Genomic DNA, 18729 nt, shown 5'->3' with positions numbered 1-18729 from the left:
CCGCGACTGAAGCACCCGGCGACGTGGACGCCCCTGCTTCACGATGCGTGCTCGCGGCATGCTGACGGTCAGTACATATTGTCCGGCGGGGGTTCGAAGTCCCAATCCGGCGGAGGCTCGTCGTTCCACGGGTGCGGCTCGGCGGCGGGCGTGCGCGCCGGGCTCGATTGCCGCCGCGCCGGGGCCGCACCGCGCGAGGCTGGGGCACCGCGCGAGGGTGAACCTGCGTCGCGCGAGGCGGCGGCGCGCGGATTCGAGGTCGGGCGCTGCCCTGTGACGCCGGACTGCCGCGCCGCATCCGCGCGTGGTTCGTCCCGGACGGGGAGCGGCGAGACGGGATCAGCCGCACGCGGGCTGTCGCCGTCCGATGAGCCGGTACGCGCACGACTCCCCTCGGCGGCGGACTCACCCTGCTCCCCAGCGAGCGTATCCAGCACGCCCGCACCGTATTTGGTGAGCTTGTTCTCGCCGATACCGCTGATGCCGCCGAGCTCGCTCAGGGTTGAGGGCTTGCGGGAGGCGATCTCGCGCAGGGTCGCGTCGTGGAAGACGACGTACGCGGGCACGCCCTGTTCCTTGGCGGTCGTCGCGCGCCAGGCGCGCAGGCGCTCGAACAAGCCCGCGTCGGCCGGAGCCAGATCGGCCGCCACCGGGCGAGATGCCTTGGCGCGCGGTGCCTTTGCCGCCGTGGTGCGCTCGGGCTCGCGGCGCAGCGCCACCGTGCGGCCCTTGAACAGGACTTCCTCGCTGGCCTCGGTGAGGGTCAGCACGCCGTAATCGCCGTGCACCGCCAGTAGCCCCTGGGCCAGCAGCTGGCGGATCACTCCGCGCCACTCCACGTCGCGCAGCTCGGCGCCCACCCCGAAGACCTTGAGTTCGGTGTGCTTGTGCTGCACCACCTTCGGATTCGACTTGCCGATCAGGATGTCGACGATGTGCCCGGCCCCGAAGCTCTGCCCGCGCTCGCGCTTGAGGCGCAGCACCGTCGAGAGCGCCTTCTGTGCGGCCACCGTGCCGTCCCACGATTCGGGCGGATTCAGGCAGGTGTCGCAGTTACCGCAGGGCTGCCCCTGCTGACCGAAGTAGGCCAGCAGCTGGGTGCGGCGGCACTGCACCGTCTCGCACAGCGCGAGCATCGCGTCCAGATGCAGCTGCAGCTGGCGGCGGTGGGCGGCGTCGCCCTCGGACGAGTCGATCATTTTGCGTTGCTGCACAACGTCGTTCAGGCCGTAGACCATCCACGCGGTGGAGGCCGCGCCGTCGCGACCCGCGCGACCGGTCTCCTGGTAGTAGCCCTCCACCGACTTCGGCAGGTCGAGATGGGCGACGAAGCGCACATCGGGCTTGTCGATGCCCATGCCGAACGCGATGGTCGCGACGACGACCAAGCCGTCCTCCCGCAGGAACCGCGACTGATTGGTCGCGCGGGTACGCGCGTCGAGCCCGGCGTGATACGGCACCGCCTCGACACCGTTGCGGCTGAGGAATTCCGCGGTCTTCTCCACCGAATTACGCGAGAGGCAGTAGACGATACCCGCGTCTCCGGCGTGCTCGGTGCTGATGAAACCGAGCAGCTGCTGCTCGCCGCGGTTCTTCGGCTCGATCCGGTACTGGATGTTGGGACGGTCGAAGCTGGAGACGAAATGCCGTGCGGCGCCGAGGTCGAGGCGTTCGGCGATCTCCGCCGCGGTCTTCTCGGTGGCCGTGGCCGTCAGCGCGATGCGCGGCACCGTGGGCCAGCGCTCGTGCAGCACCGACAGCCCCAGGTACTCCGGCCGGAAGTCGTGCCCCCACTGCGAGACGCAGTGCGCCTCGTCGATGGCGAACAGCGCGATCTTCGCCCGGTCGAGCAGCTGCATGGTCGACTCCAGGCGAAGCCGCTCGGGCGCCAGATAGAGCAGGTCGAGCTCGCCGGCCAGCAGCTGGGCCTCCACGGTGCGCCGCTCGTCGGGGAACTGGGTGGAGTTGAGGAAGGCCGCGCGCACCCCCACCGCGTTCAGTGCGTCGACTTGATCCTGCATGAGCGCGATCAGCGGGGAGACGACGATTCCGACCCCGGGCCGCACCAGCGCCGGAATTTGGTAGCACAGCGACTTTCCGCCACCGGTCGGCATTAGCACCAGCGCATCACCGCCCCCGATGACCTGGCTCACGATGTCGTGCTGCTGCCCCCGGAAACTCTCATATCCGAAGACCCGTCGCAAAACCTGTTGCGCCGCATCGGGTTCCACACCGGATTGGGCGCTGGGCGTTTCGAGCGTCTCGGAGGTCACCCCGACATCCTACGGAGCCCGGCCGACGCCGCCACCCCCACTCGACACCCGCACTCCGACTCATCGAACGCACCCGCGTCACCACACCTCCGGATCACGGAACCTCCCCAACGCGAGGCCACCCCGCGTCCGGAAAGTGCGCTCCGACGTCAGATACAGATGCTGAAACTGAATGCTCCCAACGGAATATTGAAGCAGAAAAACGCCGACCCCACGGGTGATGCTGTCGGTACGGCCGGAGCGGCCGAAGCGGCCGGAGCCAGGGCCAGTACGGAAATGACAATTGCGAGCGCGGCAAGCGCGGAGGAAACTTTAGTAGACATTTCAACCATCCTTTGCTGAGCGAGCGCGAAACCCGACCAACTGTCTACTCTCCTCTCGAACGCGAGCCGAGACAATGGGCTTTAGTACCCTGACCGGCTCCCAAAAAGGCTCATTACATCGATACCGAACATGTTCCGAAGCGCGTACACCATCCACCGTTCAGGCGGATATATCGCGAACAACGCAGCGGAAACCGAGGTGGCAGGTGGCGGTGTCCTCGGTCTGAGGCTGCCGGGCAGCAGGCCGATAACGCAGGCAATAGTTGGCCGCGCACAGATACGAGCCGCCCTTGACGACACGGCGCGGAAACCGTTGCGCAACCGCGGATTCACAGATATCCGCGCTCGGATTGCTTGGGGCACAGCATGTCCGCGTCCGGTGCCCGGGACGGAAATAGTCGGCGGTCCACTCCCACACATTTCCGGTCATGTCGTAAAGACCGTAGCCATTGGGAGCATAGGCGCCGACCGCCGTCGTGCCGGGTTCGGACGCCTGCCCTCGACCCGGATGGAATTGCCAAGGGAATGCGCCGACCCAGACATTGGCCAAACGCCGTCCGGTGGGTTCGAAATCGTCACCCCACGCGTAGGTGGCCGCATCCAGTCCACCACGGGCCGCGTACTCCCATTCGGCCTCGGTCGGTAGCCGCCTACCGGCCCATGCCGCATACGCCGCAGCATCCTCGTAGGCAACCTGGGTGACCGGATGACGGTCGAGCCCGTCCAGAGTGCTGTCCGGTCCACGCGGGTGACGCCAGCAGGCTCCGGGCACATACCGCCACCACCGACGCCAATTGTCCAGCGGCACTGCTGCCTTGGTGGGCCGGAATACCAACGCGCCCGGAATCAGGTTCTCCGGCTCCGCACCCGGGTAGTCCTCGGCCGCGGGACAACGTTCGGCGACGGTGACGTATCCGGACTCCTTCACGAATCGCCGGAAGGCGACGTTGGTCACCGGGTGCGGGTCGATCCAGAACGAATCGACCCGCACCTGGTGCACCGGCTGCTCCTCGGGAAAGAAGTCCTCCGATCCCATGGCGAAGTCGCCGCCCGGTATCCGGACCATGCCATGCCGGATATTGTCGCGGATCGCGGTCGCCACGGGATCGTCCCCTCAATCGCGCGAAAAGGCCGCCGCCGCCGCCATTTCCAGATCCTGGTACGGCTTTCCGCTCACATCCTCGATGACCTGGTGCACGATTCCCCCGGTGAACGGGAACGGTGACCGGTACTGCGCGGTCACGGACTGACCGCCGTCGCGGCCCACACGGACTCCCTCCCCGACGCCGGAGAACACGATGGGTTGGGTTCGCATGTCATCGAGGGAGCCCACGGGCCTCTCATCGATGTAGAGGATGGCCTCACCCGTGGGCGTGAAGTTGTCGGGCCGAGTTCCGCGGCGCTCGTACCGGATCCCGAGGATGTGATCGCCGAGCGGTATCTCGCGATCGGAAACAATCGCCTGTTCCTCCTCGCCGAGGAAGTTGTAGATGTAGTGCAGATGGCCCTCCCTGACGAACAGAGTATGCCCGCCCAGCCGCCCACCGTGGGCGAACAGCACCCCCTGCGCGCCCTGGCTGGCGATTGTCGTCTCGGCGAGCAGAGCGAACGAACGTCCCCGGATCTCGAGCGCCGCACCCGGTCCCACCTCGGCGATTCCTGGATAGTAGACAGCGCTGTCCCGATCGGCGGCGTATGTCGGGCGGTAGCGCGTCATCATCGAGATGAAGTCGAGGTCGTTCAGTGGCATCCCACTGTATTTCCCGGCCTCCGAGAACCACAGCACCTTCATCTGTTCCAGCAGGCCGGGGTGAGTACCGGCGAGGTCGTGCACCTGACTGCGGTCCTGCTCGAGGTGGAACAGCTCCCAGCGGTCGGTGTCGAAATGCCCCCAACCCGACGGGCATGCCGCGTGAATGGCGTCGGCGAACCACCCGCGATGCCATATCCCGCGCGTACCCAGCATCGAATAGAACTGCGTGTGCTTTCCGGCGTCCGCGCCCGGGTCATCGAGCAGCGCCCGGAAGCTGACCCCTTCCAAGGGGCGCTGAGGGACAGCCTTCACCATGCCCGGGGGCGCGATGCCGAGCAGTTCATAGACGGTCGGGGTGATATCGCAGACATTGAGGTACTGGTGGCACACCTCACCGCGGGCCGAAATCCCGGCCGGCCACGACATCAGGCACGGATCCGCGATGCCGCCCTCGTGGGAGGCATACCGCTTGTACAGCTTATAGGGTGTGTTGAACGCCATCGCCCACCCGATGCTGTAGTGGTTGTAGGTGGCGGGCGAGCCCAGCTCGTCGATCTTCGCCAAACCGTCGTCGATCGTGTCGATATAGCCGTTGAAGAATTTCATCTCGTTCGCCGAGCCGTTCGGACCCCCCTCGCCGCTGGCGCCGTTGTCCGAGAAGGCGACGATGATCGTATTATCCAACTGGCCGCTTTCCTCGAGATAATCCAGCAGCCGGCCGATCTGCGCGTCCGTGTAAGTCAGGAATCCGGCGAACACCTCGGCCTGCCGCCGAAACAGCCGCTTCTCGTCCTCTGACAGCGATTCCCATTCACGCACGGTGTCCAGCACCGGCCACGGTTTGCCGTCGGCACTGGTGACGTTCACGTACGGATTCATGGGCGACAGCTCGGTGTTCTCCGGCACCAGGCCCATGCGCTTCTGGTTCTCGAGGACGATTTCGCGATACTTCTCGTAGCCCATGTCGAACCGGCCGAGATACTGGTCGGCCCATTCCCGCGCCACGTGGTGCGGCGCATGCCCACAACCCGGGCACAGGTACATGAACCACGGTTTATCGGGCGCGATCACCTTCGCATCACGAATAAACTCGATCGTCTTGTCGGCCAGATCCTTCGACAGGTGGTACCCGTCCTCCGGTGCGTACGGCGGGGAAATCGGGTGGTTGTCGTACACCAGGTTCGGATACCACTGGTCGGCCTCGCCGCCCAGGAATCCGTAGAACCGTTCGAACCCGCGCCCCAGCGGCCAATGCCGCTTCGACGCCGCCAGATTTTCCTCCTCCAGCGGTGTCATATGCCATTTTCCGACCGCGTACGTGTTCCATCCACGCTCGCTGAGCACCTCGGAGCACAATGCGGTCTCGGCCGGTATCCGGCCGCACATGTTCGGGAACCCGTCGGTGAATTCCTCGATGGTCGCCATACCGACCGAGGTCGCATTGCGCCCGGTCAACAGCGAGGCACGGGTGGGGGAACACAGCGCGGTGGTGTGGAACTGCGTGAACCGCACGCCACGATCGGCGATGCGCTTCATATTCGGCATATCGACCAGACCGCCATAGCAGTCCCAGGTAGCGATCCCGATATCGTCCCACACCAGATACAGCACATTCGGCGCGCCCTTCGGCGCGGTCGGCTCGGCGAAGGGCCGCCAGTCGGCGACCGAATCACGGATATCGAGTGCGACATGTCCTGCAAACTGCTCGGCCATCGCCCACCTCCGGGAAGGAAAGCTGTCGGCTCGCCGTCGAGGGACCAGGCCTCGGACTCACACCGGGAACCCGTACAGACGAGGATCGGAGCAAAGTCGATACCTGGACCAGCGCTCCCAGCTCCGGCGATACGGCTGGGATGTCATGAGTGTTCGAATCAACGTGCAGCGCCGATGCTTTCCGCGACCAGACGTCCCGGATACCCGCTGATCAACACATTGGATACCCATTGAGAATACCGACGGGGCGGGATTCAGATCAAGAAGTGCCCGAACAAGAGTCCGGAGCGGTCGGTGATGTAGAGCAAAACAGGCCGGCGCGAGTCTCGAACCGGGCCTGCTCACTCGCGCACGTAATACCGCAGGGTGCCGTAGGCGGTCACCGCGGCGAACACGATGCCGACGGGGATGATCGTCATGGCCACAATCGTGATGTCGTCGCTGGTGATGCGCGGGAACACCTTCGACTCGAACAGCGAACCCAGCGCGCGGTCGATCACCAGCGGGCGGGCGGTCAGCAGGCCGAGCACCGCCAGCACCGAACCGGCCACCGCGGCGACCACCGCCTCCAGCAGGAACGGCAACTGCGTGTACCAGCGGCTCGCGCCGACCAGCCGCATGATGCCGACCTCCTCGCGCCGGGTGAACGCCGCGATCTGCACCATATTCGCGATCAGCAGGATCGCCGCGAACGCCTGCAGCACCGCCAGGCCGAACGCCGCGTTGCGCAGCCCGTCGAACAGGCTCACCAGCCGGTCGACGATGTCCTTGTCGTTGCGCACGAATCCGACCCCGGGCCGTCCCTGGAACGCCTGCAGGATGTGCGGATACTGGTCGGCGGCGGTCATCTTCACCCGCAGCGAGGCGGGCAGCGGCGACTGCGCGACGTAGGCGGCCAGCTCGGGCTGGTCCTTGAAGGTCTTCTCCTTGGCCTCGCGAATCGCGTCGGCGCGGCTCAGGTACTGCACGGACACCACGCCCTGGGCCTGCTTCAGATCCGCCAGCAGGGTCTTGCACGGATCCTGCGAACAGTCCACGTCGTTCGCGGAGATCGCGTCGTCCAGATACAGCCGCACCTCGAGCCGGTCCAGGAAGTACTGCTCGGTCTTGTCGGCCATCCGCACCGCCAGCAGACCGCCGCCGAGCATGGTCAGCGAGACGGCGGTGGTCAGGATCATCGCGATGGTCATGGTGACGTTGCGGCGCAGGCCGTTGAAGACCTCGCCGAACAGGAAGCTCGCGCGCATTACCGGCCCACCCCGTACACGCCGATCGCCTCGTCGCGCACCAGGCGGCCGCGATCCAGCTCCACCACGCGCCGGCGCATCGTGTCGACGATGTGGTTGTCGTGCGTGGCCATGAGCACCGTGGTGCCGGTGCGGTTGATGCGTTCGAGCAGGGTCATGATGTCCTGACTGGTATCGGGGTCGAGGTTGCCGGTGGGCTCGTCGGCCAGCAGCACCAGGGGCCGGTTCACGAAGGCCCGCGCGATCGCGACCCGCTGCTGCTCACCGCCGGACAACTCGCTGGGCAGCCGATCGGCCTTGCCGGACAGGCCGACCAGGTCCAGCGCCTCGGGCACCGCGCGGGTGATGAACTTGCGGTTCTTGCCGATCACCTCGAGGGCGAAGGCCACGTTCTGCTCGACGGTCTTCTGCTGCAGCAGCCGGAAGTCCTGGAACACGCAGCCGATGCGCTGGCGCAGCTTGGGCACCTTGCGCCCGGCCAGGCGGTCCACCCGGAAGTCCGCGACGTGGATCTCTCCGTCGGTGGGGCGCTCCTCCTTGAGCAGCAGCCGCATGAACGTCGACTTGCCCGAACCGGACGGCCCGATGATGAACAGGAACTCGCCCTTTGCGACCTCGACCGAAACATTGTCCAGCGCCGGACGCGTCGAGGTCTTGTATGACTTGGTGACGTTCCGCAGGGTGATCACGGGGAGCCAGTGTAACCAGCAAAGCGAGGGCACCCGCGCCCGCACACCTGTGAATTCCGTGTCACATAGGCGTCACTTGGCGGATGTGGACGAAATCATTGATTTCGGAATGGTATTGGCAATCGGCGAGAAGCCGCTGTGATCCGGCGTAGCGGGCTTGACGAATACGTACAAAACGAAGGTCGCCACCCAGACCGAGATCAGGATCGTGGTCGATTTACGCAGTTTCACTCATGCCCTCCAGGCGCAGCGCCGCCGCCACCCGCACTCGCAGCTCGCGTCCGACCTCGAACTGCTTGCCTGGCAGCGTGCGGGCAACCATCCTGATGTTCATCTGATCCATGGTGAGGTCCTCGAGGCCCATCACCGTCGGCTCGTCCAAGAGCAGTGCCTTGAGCTTGCGATCGGCGAAGGCCTTGGCACCCACGTCGCGCAGGATCTCGTTGACCTTGTTGATATCCGCGGTGACCGGGACCGGCACGTCGATGGCCGCGCGCGCCCAGTCCTTGGACAGATTGGTGACCTTCACGATGCCGCCGTTGGCCACGTGGATCACCTCGCCGTCGGCGCTGCGCAGCGTGGTGATGCGCAGTGTGACGTCCTCCACGGTGCCCTCGGCGGGCACCGACTGGCCGGTGATCGCGATGCTCACCACATCGCCGAATCCGTACTGCCGCTCGGTGATCAGGAAGAAGCCCGCCAGCAGATCCTGCACGATGCGCTGTGCGCCGAAACCCAGCGCGGCGCCCAGCACCGCGGCCGGGGCCACCAGCCCGCTGAGCTGAAAGCCCAAGCGCTTCAACACTTCCAGCGCGACCAGGAAGTACACCAGGGACAGGATCACCCAGGTGACGACCTGCGCCAGCGCGTGCCGATGCTTGGCCGCCTCGGAGCGCACCAGCGAATCGCTGCTGGTGAACGAGGCGTCGATCTTGCGGGTGATCCGATCACGAACGAACGTCGCGAAACGGCTGAACAGCATCATCCCGATGATCAGCAACACGATCTCGAGACCGCTGCCGCGGGCCCAGTCCGTGAATTGCGCACCCGTCGACTCGGCCAGAATCATCGTCATCTACCCGAATCTCTCATGCTGCCACCCGAACACACGTCCAACAGGCTACTACGGAGTTCGCGCAGCCCGAAACGTCGTGATTGTGCCGTGATTGGCGACATGACGAACACCGGAGATCGAGTGATTATCGGCACCTATTCGCTGTCCTGGCGCATCCGCCAGCGGATGCCCTCCTCGATGAACGCGTCGATATCGCCGTCGAGGACCGCGGTCGGATTGTTCACCTCGTAGTTGGTGCGCAGGTCCTTGACCATCTGATAGGGGTGCAGCACGTACGAGCGCATCTGGTTGCCCCAGGACGCGCCCTCGGTGGTCTTGAGCGCATCCATCTGCGCGCGCTCCTCCTGCCGCTTGCGCTCGAGCAGCTTGGCCTGTAGCACGCGCATCGCCGAGATCTTGTTCTGCAGCTGCGATTTCTCGTTCTGGCAGGTGACGACGATGCCGGTGGGAATGTGGGTGATGCGGACCGCCGAGTCGGTGGTGTTGACGCTCTGGCCACCGGGACCCGAGGAGCGGTACACGTCCACCCGGATATCGCCCTCGGGCACGTCGATGTGGTCGGTGGTCTCGACCACGGGCAGCACCTCGACCTCGGCGAAGGAGGTCTGGCGGCGGCCCTGGTTGTCGAACGGGCTGATCCGCACCAGCCGGTGCGTGCCCATCTCCACCGACAGCGTGCCGTAGGCGTACGGCGTCTTGACCGCGAAGGTGGCGCTCTTGATGCCCGCCTCCTCGGCGTAGGAGGTGTCGTAGATCTCCACGCCGTACTTGTGCCGCTCGGCCCAGCGCACGTACATGCGCATCAGCATCTGCGCCCAGTCCGCGGCGTCCACGCCGCCCGCCCCGGAACGAATGTTGACCAGCGCCTCGCGCTTGTCGTACTCGCCCGAGAGCAGCGTGCGCACCTCCATCGCCTCCACATCGGCGTGCAGGGCCGCGCGCTCGGCGTCCGCGTCGGCGATCGCGGCCGTGCGGGTATCGCCCTCCTCGTCCTCGGCGAGCTCGTACAGCACCGGCAGATCGTCCAGGCGCTGGCGCAGATCGGTGACCCGGCGCAGTTCGCCCTGGGCATGCGAGAGCTCGCTGGTGACCTGCTGTGCATGCTCCTGGTCGTTCCACAGGTCCGGATCGGCGGCCTGATGCTCGAGCTCATCGATGCGGCGGCGCAGCTCCTCGACATCGAGCACCGACTCCACGGTCTTGAGCGTCGTGTCGAGTTCGGCGAGATCAGCGGTCACATCAGGATGCACGAGAACCCAATCTACCGGGCCGCGGTCGGGCCATGAAATACCAGGCCCACCGGCCCGCAGGTCGGTCCGGCGCGGACGGGCGAGCGCGGCGCGCGGTCGGCGGACGCAGTCACCGTGGGCAATCCTGTCTCACTCAGTGAGTCGCTCCCGTATGCGGCCCGGTCGGGTCTTCGATGATGTGGGCTTGGTTCGTCGGGAACGAGGAGGATCAGTGAGCGGAGCGAAGCGGAGTGAACCAATGAGCCTGCGTGCGACACGCACGACGGAGCCGAGCGCCAGCGAGGCGAAAATGAGCCTGCGTGCGACACGCACGACGGAGCCGAGCGCCAGCGAGGCGAAGTCGTGAGTGTCATCGCAGTGACGGGCAGCGCGTCGGGGATCGGCGCGGCGGTCGCCGAGCAGCTGAGCAAGGCCGGGCACCGGGTGATCGGGGTCGACCTGCGCAATGCCGAGGTCACCGCCGATCTGAGCACCGCGCAGGGGCGAGCGCACGCCGTCGCGGAGATCACCCGCCTGAGCGAGGGCGTGCTCGATGGGTTCCTGCCGTTCGCCGGCGTGGCCCCGGCGCAGGGCCGCCCGGGTGAGCTGGTCGTCTCGGTCAACTACTTCGGCGCGATCGCCGTGCTCGAGGGGGTGCGGCCGCTGCTGCGCGCGTCCGAGTCGGCCGCGGTGATCCTGGTGGCGTCGAATTCAACGACGGTCCAGCCGAATTGGCCGGTCGAGCTGGCGCAGGCGTGCCTGGCCGGACAGGAGGACGCCGCCCGCGAGCTGGCGCACTCGCTCGGCGAGCTGGCCTCCGTGCACGCCTACCCGGCGACCAAGGCCGCCCTGGCCTGGTACGCACGCACGAAATCGGCCGAGTACATCCGCGAGGGCATCCGCCTCAACGCGATCGCCCCGGGCGTGATCGACACCCCGATGACCCGGGAGGGCCAGGACGACCCGCGCGTCGGGGAGGCGATGAAGCAGTTCGTGGCCGCCACCCCGGTGGGCCGGGCCGGGCGGCCCGAGGAGGTCGCCGACCTGGTGGCCTTCCTGCTGTCCGAGCGCGCGTCGTTCATCGTCGGGTCGGTGATCTTCTGCGACGGGGGCATGGACGCGGCGCTGCGCGGCACGGACTGGCCCGCGGTCTGGAGCATTCCGCAGAGCTGACATGGCGCACGGCGGCCGGGCCGGCATCGCCCGATCGGTCCGGATTCCGGCGGCGGTATTGTCACATCAATGACCGACCCCTCCGACGAGTGGAATTCCGACCTTCGCCCGCCCGCAGATCCGGATCCCGCCGTGCGCCCCGACGATCCGGCCCCGGATCTCGCGACCGATCTCGATCTGGCCCTGCGCCTGGCCGCCGAGGCCGACGCGATCACCCGCGCCCGCTTCGGCGCGCTGGATCTGAAGGTCGACAGCAAGCCGGACCTGACACCGGTCTCCGATGCGGACCTGGCGGTCGAGAAGGCGCTGCGCGCGACGCTGGGGCGGTACTGCCCGGAGGATGCGGTGCTGGGCGAGGAGTTCGGCGGCCACCCCGAATTCGCCGGCCGGCAGTGGGTGATCGACCCGATCGACGGCACCAAGAACTTTGTTCGCGGGGTGCCGATCTGGGCGACGCTGATCGCACTGCTGCAGGACGGCGTTCCGGTCGTCGGCGTGGTCAGCGCGCCCGCGCTGGCCCGGCGCTGGTGGGCCGGAGCCGGTTCCGGTGCCTGGATGAGCGTGGAAGCGGCCGAGCCGCAGGCGATTTCGGTGTCCGCCGTGCCCGATCTCGCCTCGGCCAGCCTGGCGATCTCCAGCCTGTCCGGCTGGCGCGATCTGGGGCTGCGCGATCAGCTGATCGGGCTCACCGACGAGGTGTGGCGCACCCGCGGATACGGCGACTTCTTCAGCTACTGCCTGCTGGCCGAGGGCGCGGTCGACATCGCCACCGAACCGGAGGTCTCGCTCTGGGACCTGGCCCCGCTGGACATCCTGGTCCGCGAGGCCGGCGGCGCGTTCACCGCCCTGGACGGCACCCCCGGCCCGCACTCCGGCAGTGCCGTGGCGACCAATGGCCTGATCCACGAGCAGGTCCTGTCCCGCCTGCGGGGGTAACGCCGGAGTCCCCATGTTCACCGCGTTGTCAGGACCGCCGGTGCGTGCATCCTCGTAAACCCCTGGGCCAGGCGGGGTTGGAATGCAAGGGTGGTGGGATGTGGTGGATTGCCGGTGTTTTCGCGGTGACGCTGGGCGCGTTCGCGGATCGGTACGGGTATCACCGGGACGAGATGTATTTCCTGGCGGCGGGGCGGCACCCGAGTTGGGGGTATCCGGACCAGCCGCCGCTGACGCCGATGCTGGCGCGGGCGATGGCGGCCATCGATCCGGATTCGCTGGTGCTGCTGCGGATTCCGGCGATCATCGCGGCGACGGTGGTCGTCGTGTGCGCGGGACTGATGGCGCGCGAGATGGGCGGCGGGCGCGGGGCGCGGGCGCTGGCGGCAGGGACGACGGCCTCGGCGGCGCTGCTCATGGGGGCCGGGCACACACTCAACACGGAGGTGTTCGATCTCGCGTTCTTCGCGCTCGTCACGCTGGTGGTCATGCGCCTGGTGCGCGAGCGGGCGGACTATCGCTGGTGGCTCGCGGTCGGGGCGCTGGTCGGCCTCGGGCTGCAGAACAAGACGCTGCTGATCTTTCCGGTGGTCACGCTGGTGGCCGGACTGCTGCTGACCGGGCCGCGAAAGGCGTTCGCCACCTGGTACTTTGCCGCGGCCGTCGCGATCGCGGTGGCGATCTGGCTGCCGAATCTGTGGTGGCAAGCGCACAACGGGTGGCCACAGCTGACGATGGGCCGGGCGATCGCGGGCGGCTCCTCGGGCACCTCGAATACCAGGCCCCAGTTCGCGGCGCTGCAGTTCGGGCTGATGGGGCCGTTGTCGGTGCCGCTGTGGGGATTCGGGCTGTGGCGGCTGTGGCGCGAACGCCGCTACCGGGCTTTCGCGGTGAGTTACGCGCTGCTCGTCGTGGTGTATCTGGTCACCACCGCCAAAGCCTACTACCTGGGCAGCATGTATCCGATCCTGTTGGCGGCCGGTGCGGTTCCGGTCGCGCGCTGGCTGGGCGAACACCGGCGCTGGTGGGCGGCGGTGGCGGCCGCGCTCGCGCTGAACGCCGCGGTCTCGGCGGTGCTGTTCCTGCCCGTCGTGCCGACTACCGTGCAGCGCAACGGCATACTGCTGGCGATCAATTCCGATGCGGTCGAGACCATCGGCTGGCCCACCTATGTCCGCCAGATCGCCGCCGCCCGGGCACGATTCGCCCCGCAGGCCCAGCTGCTCACCGACAACTACGGCGAGGCGGCCGCCATCGAGCGCTTCGGCGGCCCTTACCACCTGCCCACCCCGTACAGCGGCCACAATTCGTACTGGTGGTGGGGACCGCCCCCGGGCTCGGCTCCGGTGCTCACCGTCGGCATCACCAACGTGGCGCAGCTACACCGGATATGCAGCACCCTCACCCCGGCGGGGCGGCTGGACAACGGCCTGGGCCTGCACAACCACGAACAGCACGCCCCCCTGTTCGTGTGCGCTCCGGGCTATTCGTGGTCGTTCCTCTGGCCGCATCTCGAGCACCTGGGTTGAGATGCGCCGCGAAATCTATTGCGGCGCTTTGTCGGCGCGACACACCATATCCCGGTCGGGCAGGCCGCCCCCGGACAGATAGCTGTTGATCGCATCATCGACGCAGGTGCTGAGATCGGGCCGGAACGTCATGTGGATGCGGACGTCCTGCAGGGTGACCAGGCGCGAGGCGGACATGTCCCGGTGCAGCCGCGTCGCGTATTCGTACGGCGTGCGCGGATCGCCCGTGGCCCCCAGGATCAGCGCTGGTACCGAATTGCGCACGCGCGTCTTGGGTTCCACGGGCTCGGGCCAGAACGCGCACGGTTGAATATTTTCCGCGAGCGCGCCGAAGACGGGCTGGGTCGAACGGGACGCCTGGATCTTCTCCCAGTACCAGGCAGGGTCCCGCGGCGCGGACGCGTCGCCGCAGGTGATCTCGGCCAACACGGAATCCTCGCCGTCTCGCAGTGCGGTGAGCATCGCCTTCAGCTGTTGTGAGCGGGCGTGGACGGGTGGACCCGTTGCGTCGTCTGCGATTTCGCGGACGATGCCGGCCAGCGTCCGGTTCAGATGGACGTTGTCGAGCTCGTTGTGCAGGATGAACGGCAGCCAGTGATCGTCGAGCTCGAGCTCGTCGATGATGATCGAGTGACCGGCGGCGTCGGCCAGCAATTTCTGAATCGTCGCCCGGACGGCGGCCGGGGTCGCGCCGAAATGGTATGTGCCGTCCTGGGTCGCGGCCCATCGCGCCCAGTCGTCCAGGGCCGCCTCGTCGGCCGGGCCCCAATCTTCCACCGTCCCTTCCCAGTACCGGTCCGGATCGATGACGCTGTCGAGCACCAGGTGATCGCTGTGGGTGGGAAACATCTGTGCGTACACCTCACCCAGGTAGGTGCCGTACGAAACGCCGTAGTAGCTGATTCGCGGCTCCCCCAGCACCATTCGCACGACATCCATGTCCCGGGCCGTATTGCGGGTGGTGAATTGCCGCGTCCGGGAGGCATCGTCGCGCAGGCAGCCGACCGCCATGCGCCCCGCGACCCCCGAATCCTGCAGGAAGCCCTCGAGGGTCGATCCGGCCGACCGCACCATTTCGCCGACCGGCCAGCCGCAGCTGCCCGCATGCACGGACGCGCCGACGCCGCGCGGATCGAATCCGATCAGGTCGTAGTGCGCCCGCACATCCGGGCTCAGCACATCGCCGAGCAGATCCATCGTGTCCAGCCCGCTCGCGCCCGGGCCGCCGGGATTCGCGAACAACACGCCGCGCCGGTGCGCCGGATCGGTCGCCGGAACCCGCGAAATCGCCACGGGCACGGCGTTGCCGAGGGGGTGTGCGTAGTCGAGTGGAACCATGATGCGGGCGCATTGCCCACCGGCACTGTCCATATCGTCGATACCGCACGATTTCCATTGCGGCCGTTGATGAGCGAACCATTGCGGATCGGGCGCCGAATCCCGTGCCGCCCCAGGGATCCCCGCCGCAACGACGAGCACCGCGGCCCATGCCACCCATCGGATAAGTCTCACCAGCAACCGAATTCGCCCTCCGCGCAGCCCATTCTCCGAAAACCGTATCGGATCGCCGCGAATTCCGCCGGGCCGTGCTTCGCTGCGCGGGCGTACCGGTCGAGATGTTCACCCACCTGATGGGCGCCGTCGGCGAAACCGTCCAAAACCGCGCATGGCCGGAGCGAATGCGGAGGTACGCCTATCCATGGGTAAACGACCTTGCCTCCGAGCGGTTCGTCCGGCCCGAAGTTCGCTGCCGCGGTGCTGTGGCGAAAGATCATCGCCGTCGGGCAGCGGGTAGCCGACCGCCGCGCGCCCCCCTTCCCCGTGCCGCACATCGCGCTGTCGCCGGGGCCGCACCGCCCCGCCACCGACAGATATGCAGCCACCCCAGGGCGCACCGCCAGTTCGGGCGGACCCAGGCTCGCCGCTGCGTTCCTCCCCCTCCGTCGCAGATCGCGACGAATCAACTGCGGCTCGACGACATTCTTACTCTGGAGTAAGATAGACTTACTCGAAAGTAAGATGCTGGGAACGACCCGATCACCCCCACCCCACCGAGAAGACTGGTGACTATGAGCACTCGAGACACCGCAACGAGGCGACGTCCGGATTCGGCCGTCGGCCTGAACCCGGTCAAGCGCGACTGGATGGGCGCGGCCATGCGGGTCATGTCGACCATCACGGGCTCGGAACTGGCCGAGAAGTACAACCTGCGGGGCCCCATCGACCGCATCACGTACGAGAGCACCAAGACCGGTTTCCGCACCCTGGGCGCCGCGACTCGCGCGTTCGCCAAGGTTTCCGGCGGCGGCAAGCCCCAGCGCCTGCCGTCCAACGAGTCTCGCCGCAAGGACTACTTCGATCTCACCCCCTCCGACGAGCAGCAGATGATCGTCGAGACGGTGCGCGATTTCGCCGCGGAGATCCTGCGCCCGGCCGCGCACGACGCCGACGGCACCGCCAAGGCCCCGCGCGATCTGCTCGAGCGCGCCGCCGAGCTGGGCATCACGCTGATCAACGTGCCCGAGGAGCTCGAGGGTGCGGCCTCCGAGCGCGGCGCGGTCACCAATTCCCTTGTGGCCGAGGCGCTGGCGCACGGCGACATGGGCCTGGCGCTGCCGATCCTGGCGCCCTCGGGCGTCGCGGTCGCACTGTCGCAGTGGGGCACCGACGCGCAGCAGAAGACGTATCTGGGCGCGTTCACCGGCGAGAACGTGCCGCAGTCCAGCGTCGTCATCAGCGAGCCCCGCGCGCTGTTCGACCCGTTCGCGCTGCAGACCAAGGCCACCCGCTCCCCCAGCGGCTACCGCCTCAACGGCGTCAAGAGCCTGGTCCCGGCCGCGGGCGACGCCGAATTGTTCATCGTGGGCGCCGAACTCGACGGTCGCCCGGCGCTGTTCGTCGTCGAATCCGACACCCCCGGCGTGGTAATCGAGGCCGATCCGAGCATGGGCCTGCGCGCGGCAGGCCTGGGCCGGCTGCTCCTGGACAATGTCGCCGTGCCCACCGAAGCCCTTCTCGGCGACGGCGATTCGGCACAGCGCGCCGAGGATTACGCCGACGCGGTGCGCCTGGGCCGGCTGGGCTGGGCCTCCCTCGCGGTGGGCACCGGCCAGGCCGTGCTGGACTACGTGATTCCGTACGTGAACGAGCGCGAGGCGTTCGGCGAGCCGATCTCGCACCGGCAGGCGGTCGCGTTCATGGTCGCCAATATGGCGATCGAGCTCGACGGCACGCGGCTGGTGACGCTGCGCGGTGCCTCGCGCGCCGAGCAGGGCCTGTCGTTCGCCCGCGAGGCCGCGCTGGCCAAGAAGCTGGCCACCGACAAGGGCATGCAGATCGGCCTGGACGGCGTGCAGCTGCTCGGCGGCCACGGCTTCACCAAGGAACACCCGGTCGAACGCTGGTACCGCGACCTGCGGGCCATCGGAGTCGCCGAGGGTGTGGTGCTGGTCTGACGTGGGGCCCGCCCCACTCCCGAAGACCCAAGACCTCGATGCCCCAAGACCTTTGACGGAGCCAATGCCATGATCAATCTCGAACTTCCCAAGAAGCTGCGGGCCAGCGCGAACCAGGCCCACCAGGTCGCCGCGGAGATCTTCCGCCCGGCCTCGCGCAAATACGATCTCGCCGAACACGACTACCCGGTCGAGCTGGACACCATGGCCGCCATGGTGGAGGGCCTGGCCGATTCCGGCACCCAGGACATCTCCGGGGCCACCGGCGGCCGCAAGGCCGAGGGCGACGTCCACGCGACCGAGCTCCTCGGAAATTCCAACGGCGGCAACATGTCCGCGCTGCTGAATGCCCTCGAGACCTCCTGGGGCGACGTGGGCCTGATGCTCTCGATCCCCTACCAGGGCCTCGGCAACGCCGCGATCGCGGCGGTGGCCACCGACGAGCAGCTCGAGCGGTTCGGCAAGGTGTGGGCCGCGATGGCCATCACCGAGCCGTCCTTCGGCTCCGATTCGGCCGCGGTCACCACCACCGCGGTCCTGGACGGCGACGAGTGGGTGCTCAACGGCACCAAGATCTTCGTCACCGCGGGCTCGCGCGCTACCCACATCGTGGTGTGGGCCACGGTCGACAAGAGCAAGGGCCGCGCGGCCATCAAGTCGTTCGTGGTGCCGCGGGATGCCAAGGGCCTCACCGTCACCCGGCTCGAGCACAAGCTCGGCATCAAGGCCTCCGACACCGCCGAGCTGCGGCTCGAGGACTGCCGGATTCCCAAGGACAACATCCTTGGCAGCCCCGAGGTCAACGTGGAGAAGGGCTTTGCCGGGGTCATGCAGACCTTCGACAACACCCGCCCGCTGGTCGCCGCGATGGCCGTCGGCGTCGGCCGCGCCGCCCTCGAGGAGCTGCGCACCATCCTCGTCGAGGCCGGTGTGGAGATCTCCTACGACGTCCCGGCCAACAACCAGTCCGCCGCCGCCGCGGAATTCCTTCGCCTGGAGGCCGATTGGGAGGCCGCCTACCTGCTGTCGCTGCGTGCGGGCTGGATGGCCGACAACAAGAAGCCCAACTCCCTCGAGGCGTCGATGTCCAAGGCCAAGGCGGGCCGCATGGGCACCGACGTGACGCTGAAGGCGGTCGAGCTGGCCGGTGCGGTGGGCTACTCCCAGCGCACCCTGCTGGAGAAGTGGGGCCGCGACTCCAAAATCCTGGACATCTTCGAGGGCACCCAGCAGATCCAGCAGCTCATCGTCGCCCGCCGGGTGCTGGGGCTGACCAGCGACAAGCTGAAGTAGTCCACGCACGGAAGGCATTGGGCGAGGTAGGATATCGTATC

Annotated in this window: 15 protein-coding genes; 5 read left to right on the top strand and 10 right to left on the bottom strand. The window is 67.4% G+C overall.

Going from position 1 to position 18729, the window contains the following annotated elements:
• Positions 1-68 precede the first annotated feature (68 nt).
• The 9 genes from recQ to prfB form a co-directional block, all read right to left on the bottom strand.
• A complete protein-coding gene (recQ, locus tag KO481_RS34305; protein ID WP_215922660.1) occupies positions 69-2273 on the bottom strand; it encodes a DNA helicase RecQ in 2205 nt (734 codons plus the stop codon).
• Positions 2274-2422: 149 nt separating this feature from the next.
• Positions 2423-2596: a hypothetical protein gene (locus KO481_RS34300; RefSeq protein WP_215922659.1), complete on the bottom strand. Its 174-nt coding sequence runs from the start codon at positions 2594-2596 to the stop codon at positions 2423-2425.
• 160 nt (positions 2597-2756) lie between these two features.
• Entirely contained in the window at positions 2757-3662 is a 906-nt protein-coding gene (locus KO481_RS34295; RefSeq protein ID WP_215922768.1) for a formylglycine-generating enzyme family protein, read from the bottom strand.
• Between the two features lie 48 nt (positions 3663-3710).
• Positions 3711-6062, bottom strand: coding sequence for an arylsulfatase (locus tag KO481_RS34290; protein ID WP_215922658.1), 2352 nt, complete (start codon positions 6060-6062; stop codon positions 3711-3713).
• A gap of 341 nt (positions 6063-6403) precedes the next feature.
• Positions 6404-7309, bottom strand: a complete 906-nt coding sequence (gene ftsX, locus KO481_RS34285) for a permease-like cell division protein FtsX (protein WP_215922657.1) — start codon at positions 7307-7309, stop codon at positions 6404-6406.
• Complete coding sequence (gene ftsE / locus KO481_RS34280; RefSeq protein WP_215922656.1) at positions 7309-7998, bottom strand: cell division ATP-binding protein FtsE; 690 nt, start codon at positions 7996-7998, stop codon at positions 7309-7311. The genes ftsX and ftsE overlap by 1 nt, the downstream gene beginning before the upstream one ends.
• Before the next feature lie 72 nt (positions 7999-8070).
• On the bottom strand, positions 8071-8229 hold the full coding sequence (locus KO481_RS34275; protein WP_215922655.1) for an Rv3103c transmembrane domain-containing protein: 159 nt from the start codon (positions 8227-8229) through the stop codon (positions 8071-8073).
• On the bottom strand, positions 8216-9073 hold the full coding sequence (locus KO481_RS34270) for a mechanosensitive ion channel family protein (RefSeq protein ID WP_215922654.1): 858 nt from the start codon (positions 9071-9073) through the stop codon (positions 8216-8218). Before KO481_RS34270 ends, KO481_RS34275 begins: the two co-directional genes overlap by 14 nt.
• A 134-nt stretch (positions 9074-9207) precedes the next feature.
• Positions 9208-10323, bottom strand: coding sequence for a peptide chain release factor 2 (gene prfB, locus KO481_RS34265; RefSeq protein ID WP_215922653.1), 1116 nt, complete (start codon positions 10321-10323; stop codon positions 9208-9210).
• Positions 10324-10665: 342 nt separating this feature from the next.
• On the opposite strand from prfB, the gene KO481_RS34260 reads away from it, so the two are divergent.
• The 3 genes from KO481_RS34260 to KO481_RS34250 all read left to right on the top strand — a co-directional run bounded on the left by KO481_RS34260 (position 10666) and on the right by KO481_RS34250 (position 13940).
• Positions 10666-11475: an SDR family oxidoreductase gene (locus KO481_RS34260; RefSeq protein WP_215922652.1), complete on the top strand. Its 810-nt coding sequence runs from the start codon at positions 10666-10668 to the stop codon at positions 11473-11475.
• Between the two features lie 69 nt (positions 11476-11544).
• Positions 11545-12411 (top strand): histidinol-phosphatase, encoded by an 867-nt coding sequence (gene hisN, locus KO481_RS34255; RefSeq protein ID WP_215922651.1) that lies wholly within the window; start codon positions 11545-11547, stop codon positions 12409-12411.
• A gap of 98 nt (positions 12412-12509) precedes the next feature.
• Positions 12510-13940, top strand: a complete 1431-nt coding sequence (locus KO481_RS34250; protein WP_215922650.1) for a glycosyltransferase family 39 protein — start codon at positions 12510-12512, stop codon at positions 13938-13940.
• A 15-nt stretch (positions 13941-13955) separates the two neighbouring features.
• Here the strand turns inward: KO481_RS34250 and KO481_RS34245 are convergent, their stop codons facing one another.
• Complete coding sequence (locus KO481_RS34245) at positions 13956-15278, bottom strand: alpha/beta fold hydrolase (RefSeq protein ID WP_215922649.1); 1323 nt, start codon at positions 15276-15278, stop codon at positions 13956-13958.
• A gap of 731 nt (positions 15279-16009) precedes the next feature.
• Here KO481_RS34245 and KO481_RS34240 point away from each other — a divergent pair.
• Together KO481_RS34240 and KO481_RS34235 are read left to right on the top strand one after the other, a co-directional pair.
• A complete protein-coding gene (locus KO481_RS34240; RefSeq protein WP_215922648.1) occupies positions 16010-17395 on the top strand; it encodes an acyl-CoA dehydrogenase family protein in 1386 nt (461 codons plus the stop codon).
• Positions 17396-17464: 69 nt separating this feature from the next.
• A complete protein-coding gene (locus KO481_RS34235) occupies positions 17465-18688 on the top strand; it encodes an acyl-CoA dehydrogenase family protein (RefSeq protein WP_215922647.1) in 1224 nt (407 codons plus the stop codon).
• The last annotated feature ends 41 nt before the right edge of the window (positions 18689-18729 follow it).

It is taken from the genome of Nocardia albiluteola (assembly GCF_018860155.1).
Lineage (GTDB): Bacteria > Actinomycetota > Actinomycetes > Mycobacteriales > Mycobacteriaceae > Nocardia > Nocardia albiluteola.
This window is presented reverse-complemented; position numbering and strand designations above follow the sequence as displayed.

Excerpts from the sequence above, each read along its gene's own strand:
- KO481_RS34300 (WP_215922659.1), bottom strand. The coding sequence starts at position 2,596 with ATGTCTACTAAAGTTTCCTCCGCGCTTGCCGCGCTCGCAATTGTCATT.
- KO481_RS34295 (WP_215922768.1), bottom strand. The coding sequence starts at position 3,662 with ATGGTCCGGATACCGGGCGGCGACTTCGCCATGGGATCGGAGGACTTC.
- KO481_RS34290 (WP_215922658.1), bottom strand. The coding sequence starts at position 6,062 with ATGGCCGAGCAGTTTGCAGGACATGTCGCACTCGATATCCGTGATTCG.
- ftsX (WP_215922657.1), bottom strand. The coding sequence starts at position 7,309 with ATGCGCGCGAGCTTCCTGTTCGGCGAGGTCTTCAACGGCCTGCGCCGC.
- KO481_RS34270 (WP_215922654.1), bottom strand. The coding sequence starts at position 9,073 with ATGACGATGATTCTGGCCGAGTCGACGGGTGCGCAATTCACGGACTGG.
- hisN (WP_215922651.1), top strand. The coding sequence starts at position 11,545 with ATGACCGACCCCTCCGACGAGTGGAATTCCGACCTTCGCCCGCCCGCA.
- KO481_RS34250 (WP_215922650.1), top strand. The coding sequence starts at position 12,510 with ATGTGGTGGATTGCCGGTGTTTTCGCGGTGACGCTGGGCGCGTTCGCG.
- KO481_RS34245 (WP_215922649.1), bottom strand. The coding sequence starts at position 15,278 with ATGGTTCCACTCGACTACGCACACCCCCTCGGCAACGCCGTGCCCGTG.
- KO481_RS34240 (WP_215922648.1), top strand. The coding sequence starts at position 16,010 with ATGAGCACTCGAGACACCGCAACGAGGCGACGTCCGGATTCGGCCGTC.
- KO481_RS34235 (WP_215922647.1), top strand. The coding sequence starts at position 17,465 with ATGATCAATCTCGAACTTCCCAAGAAGCTGCGGGCCAGCGCGAACCAG.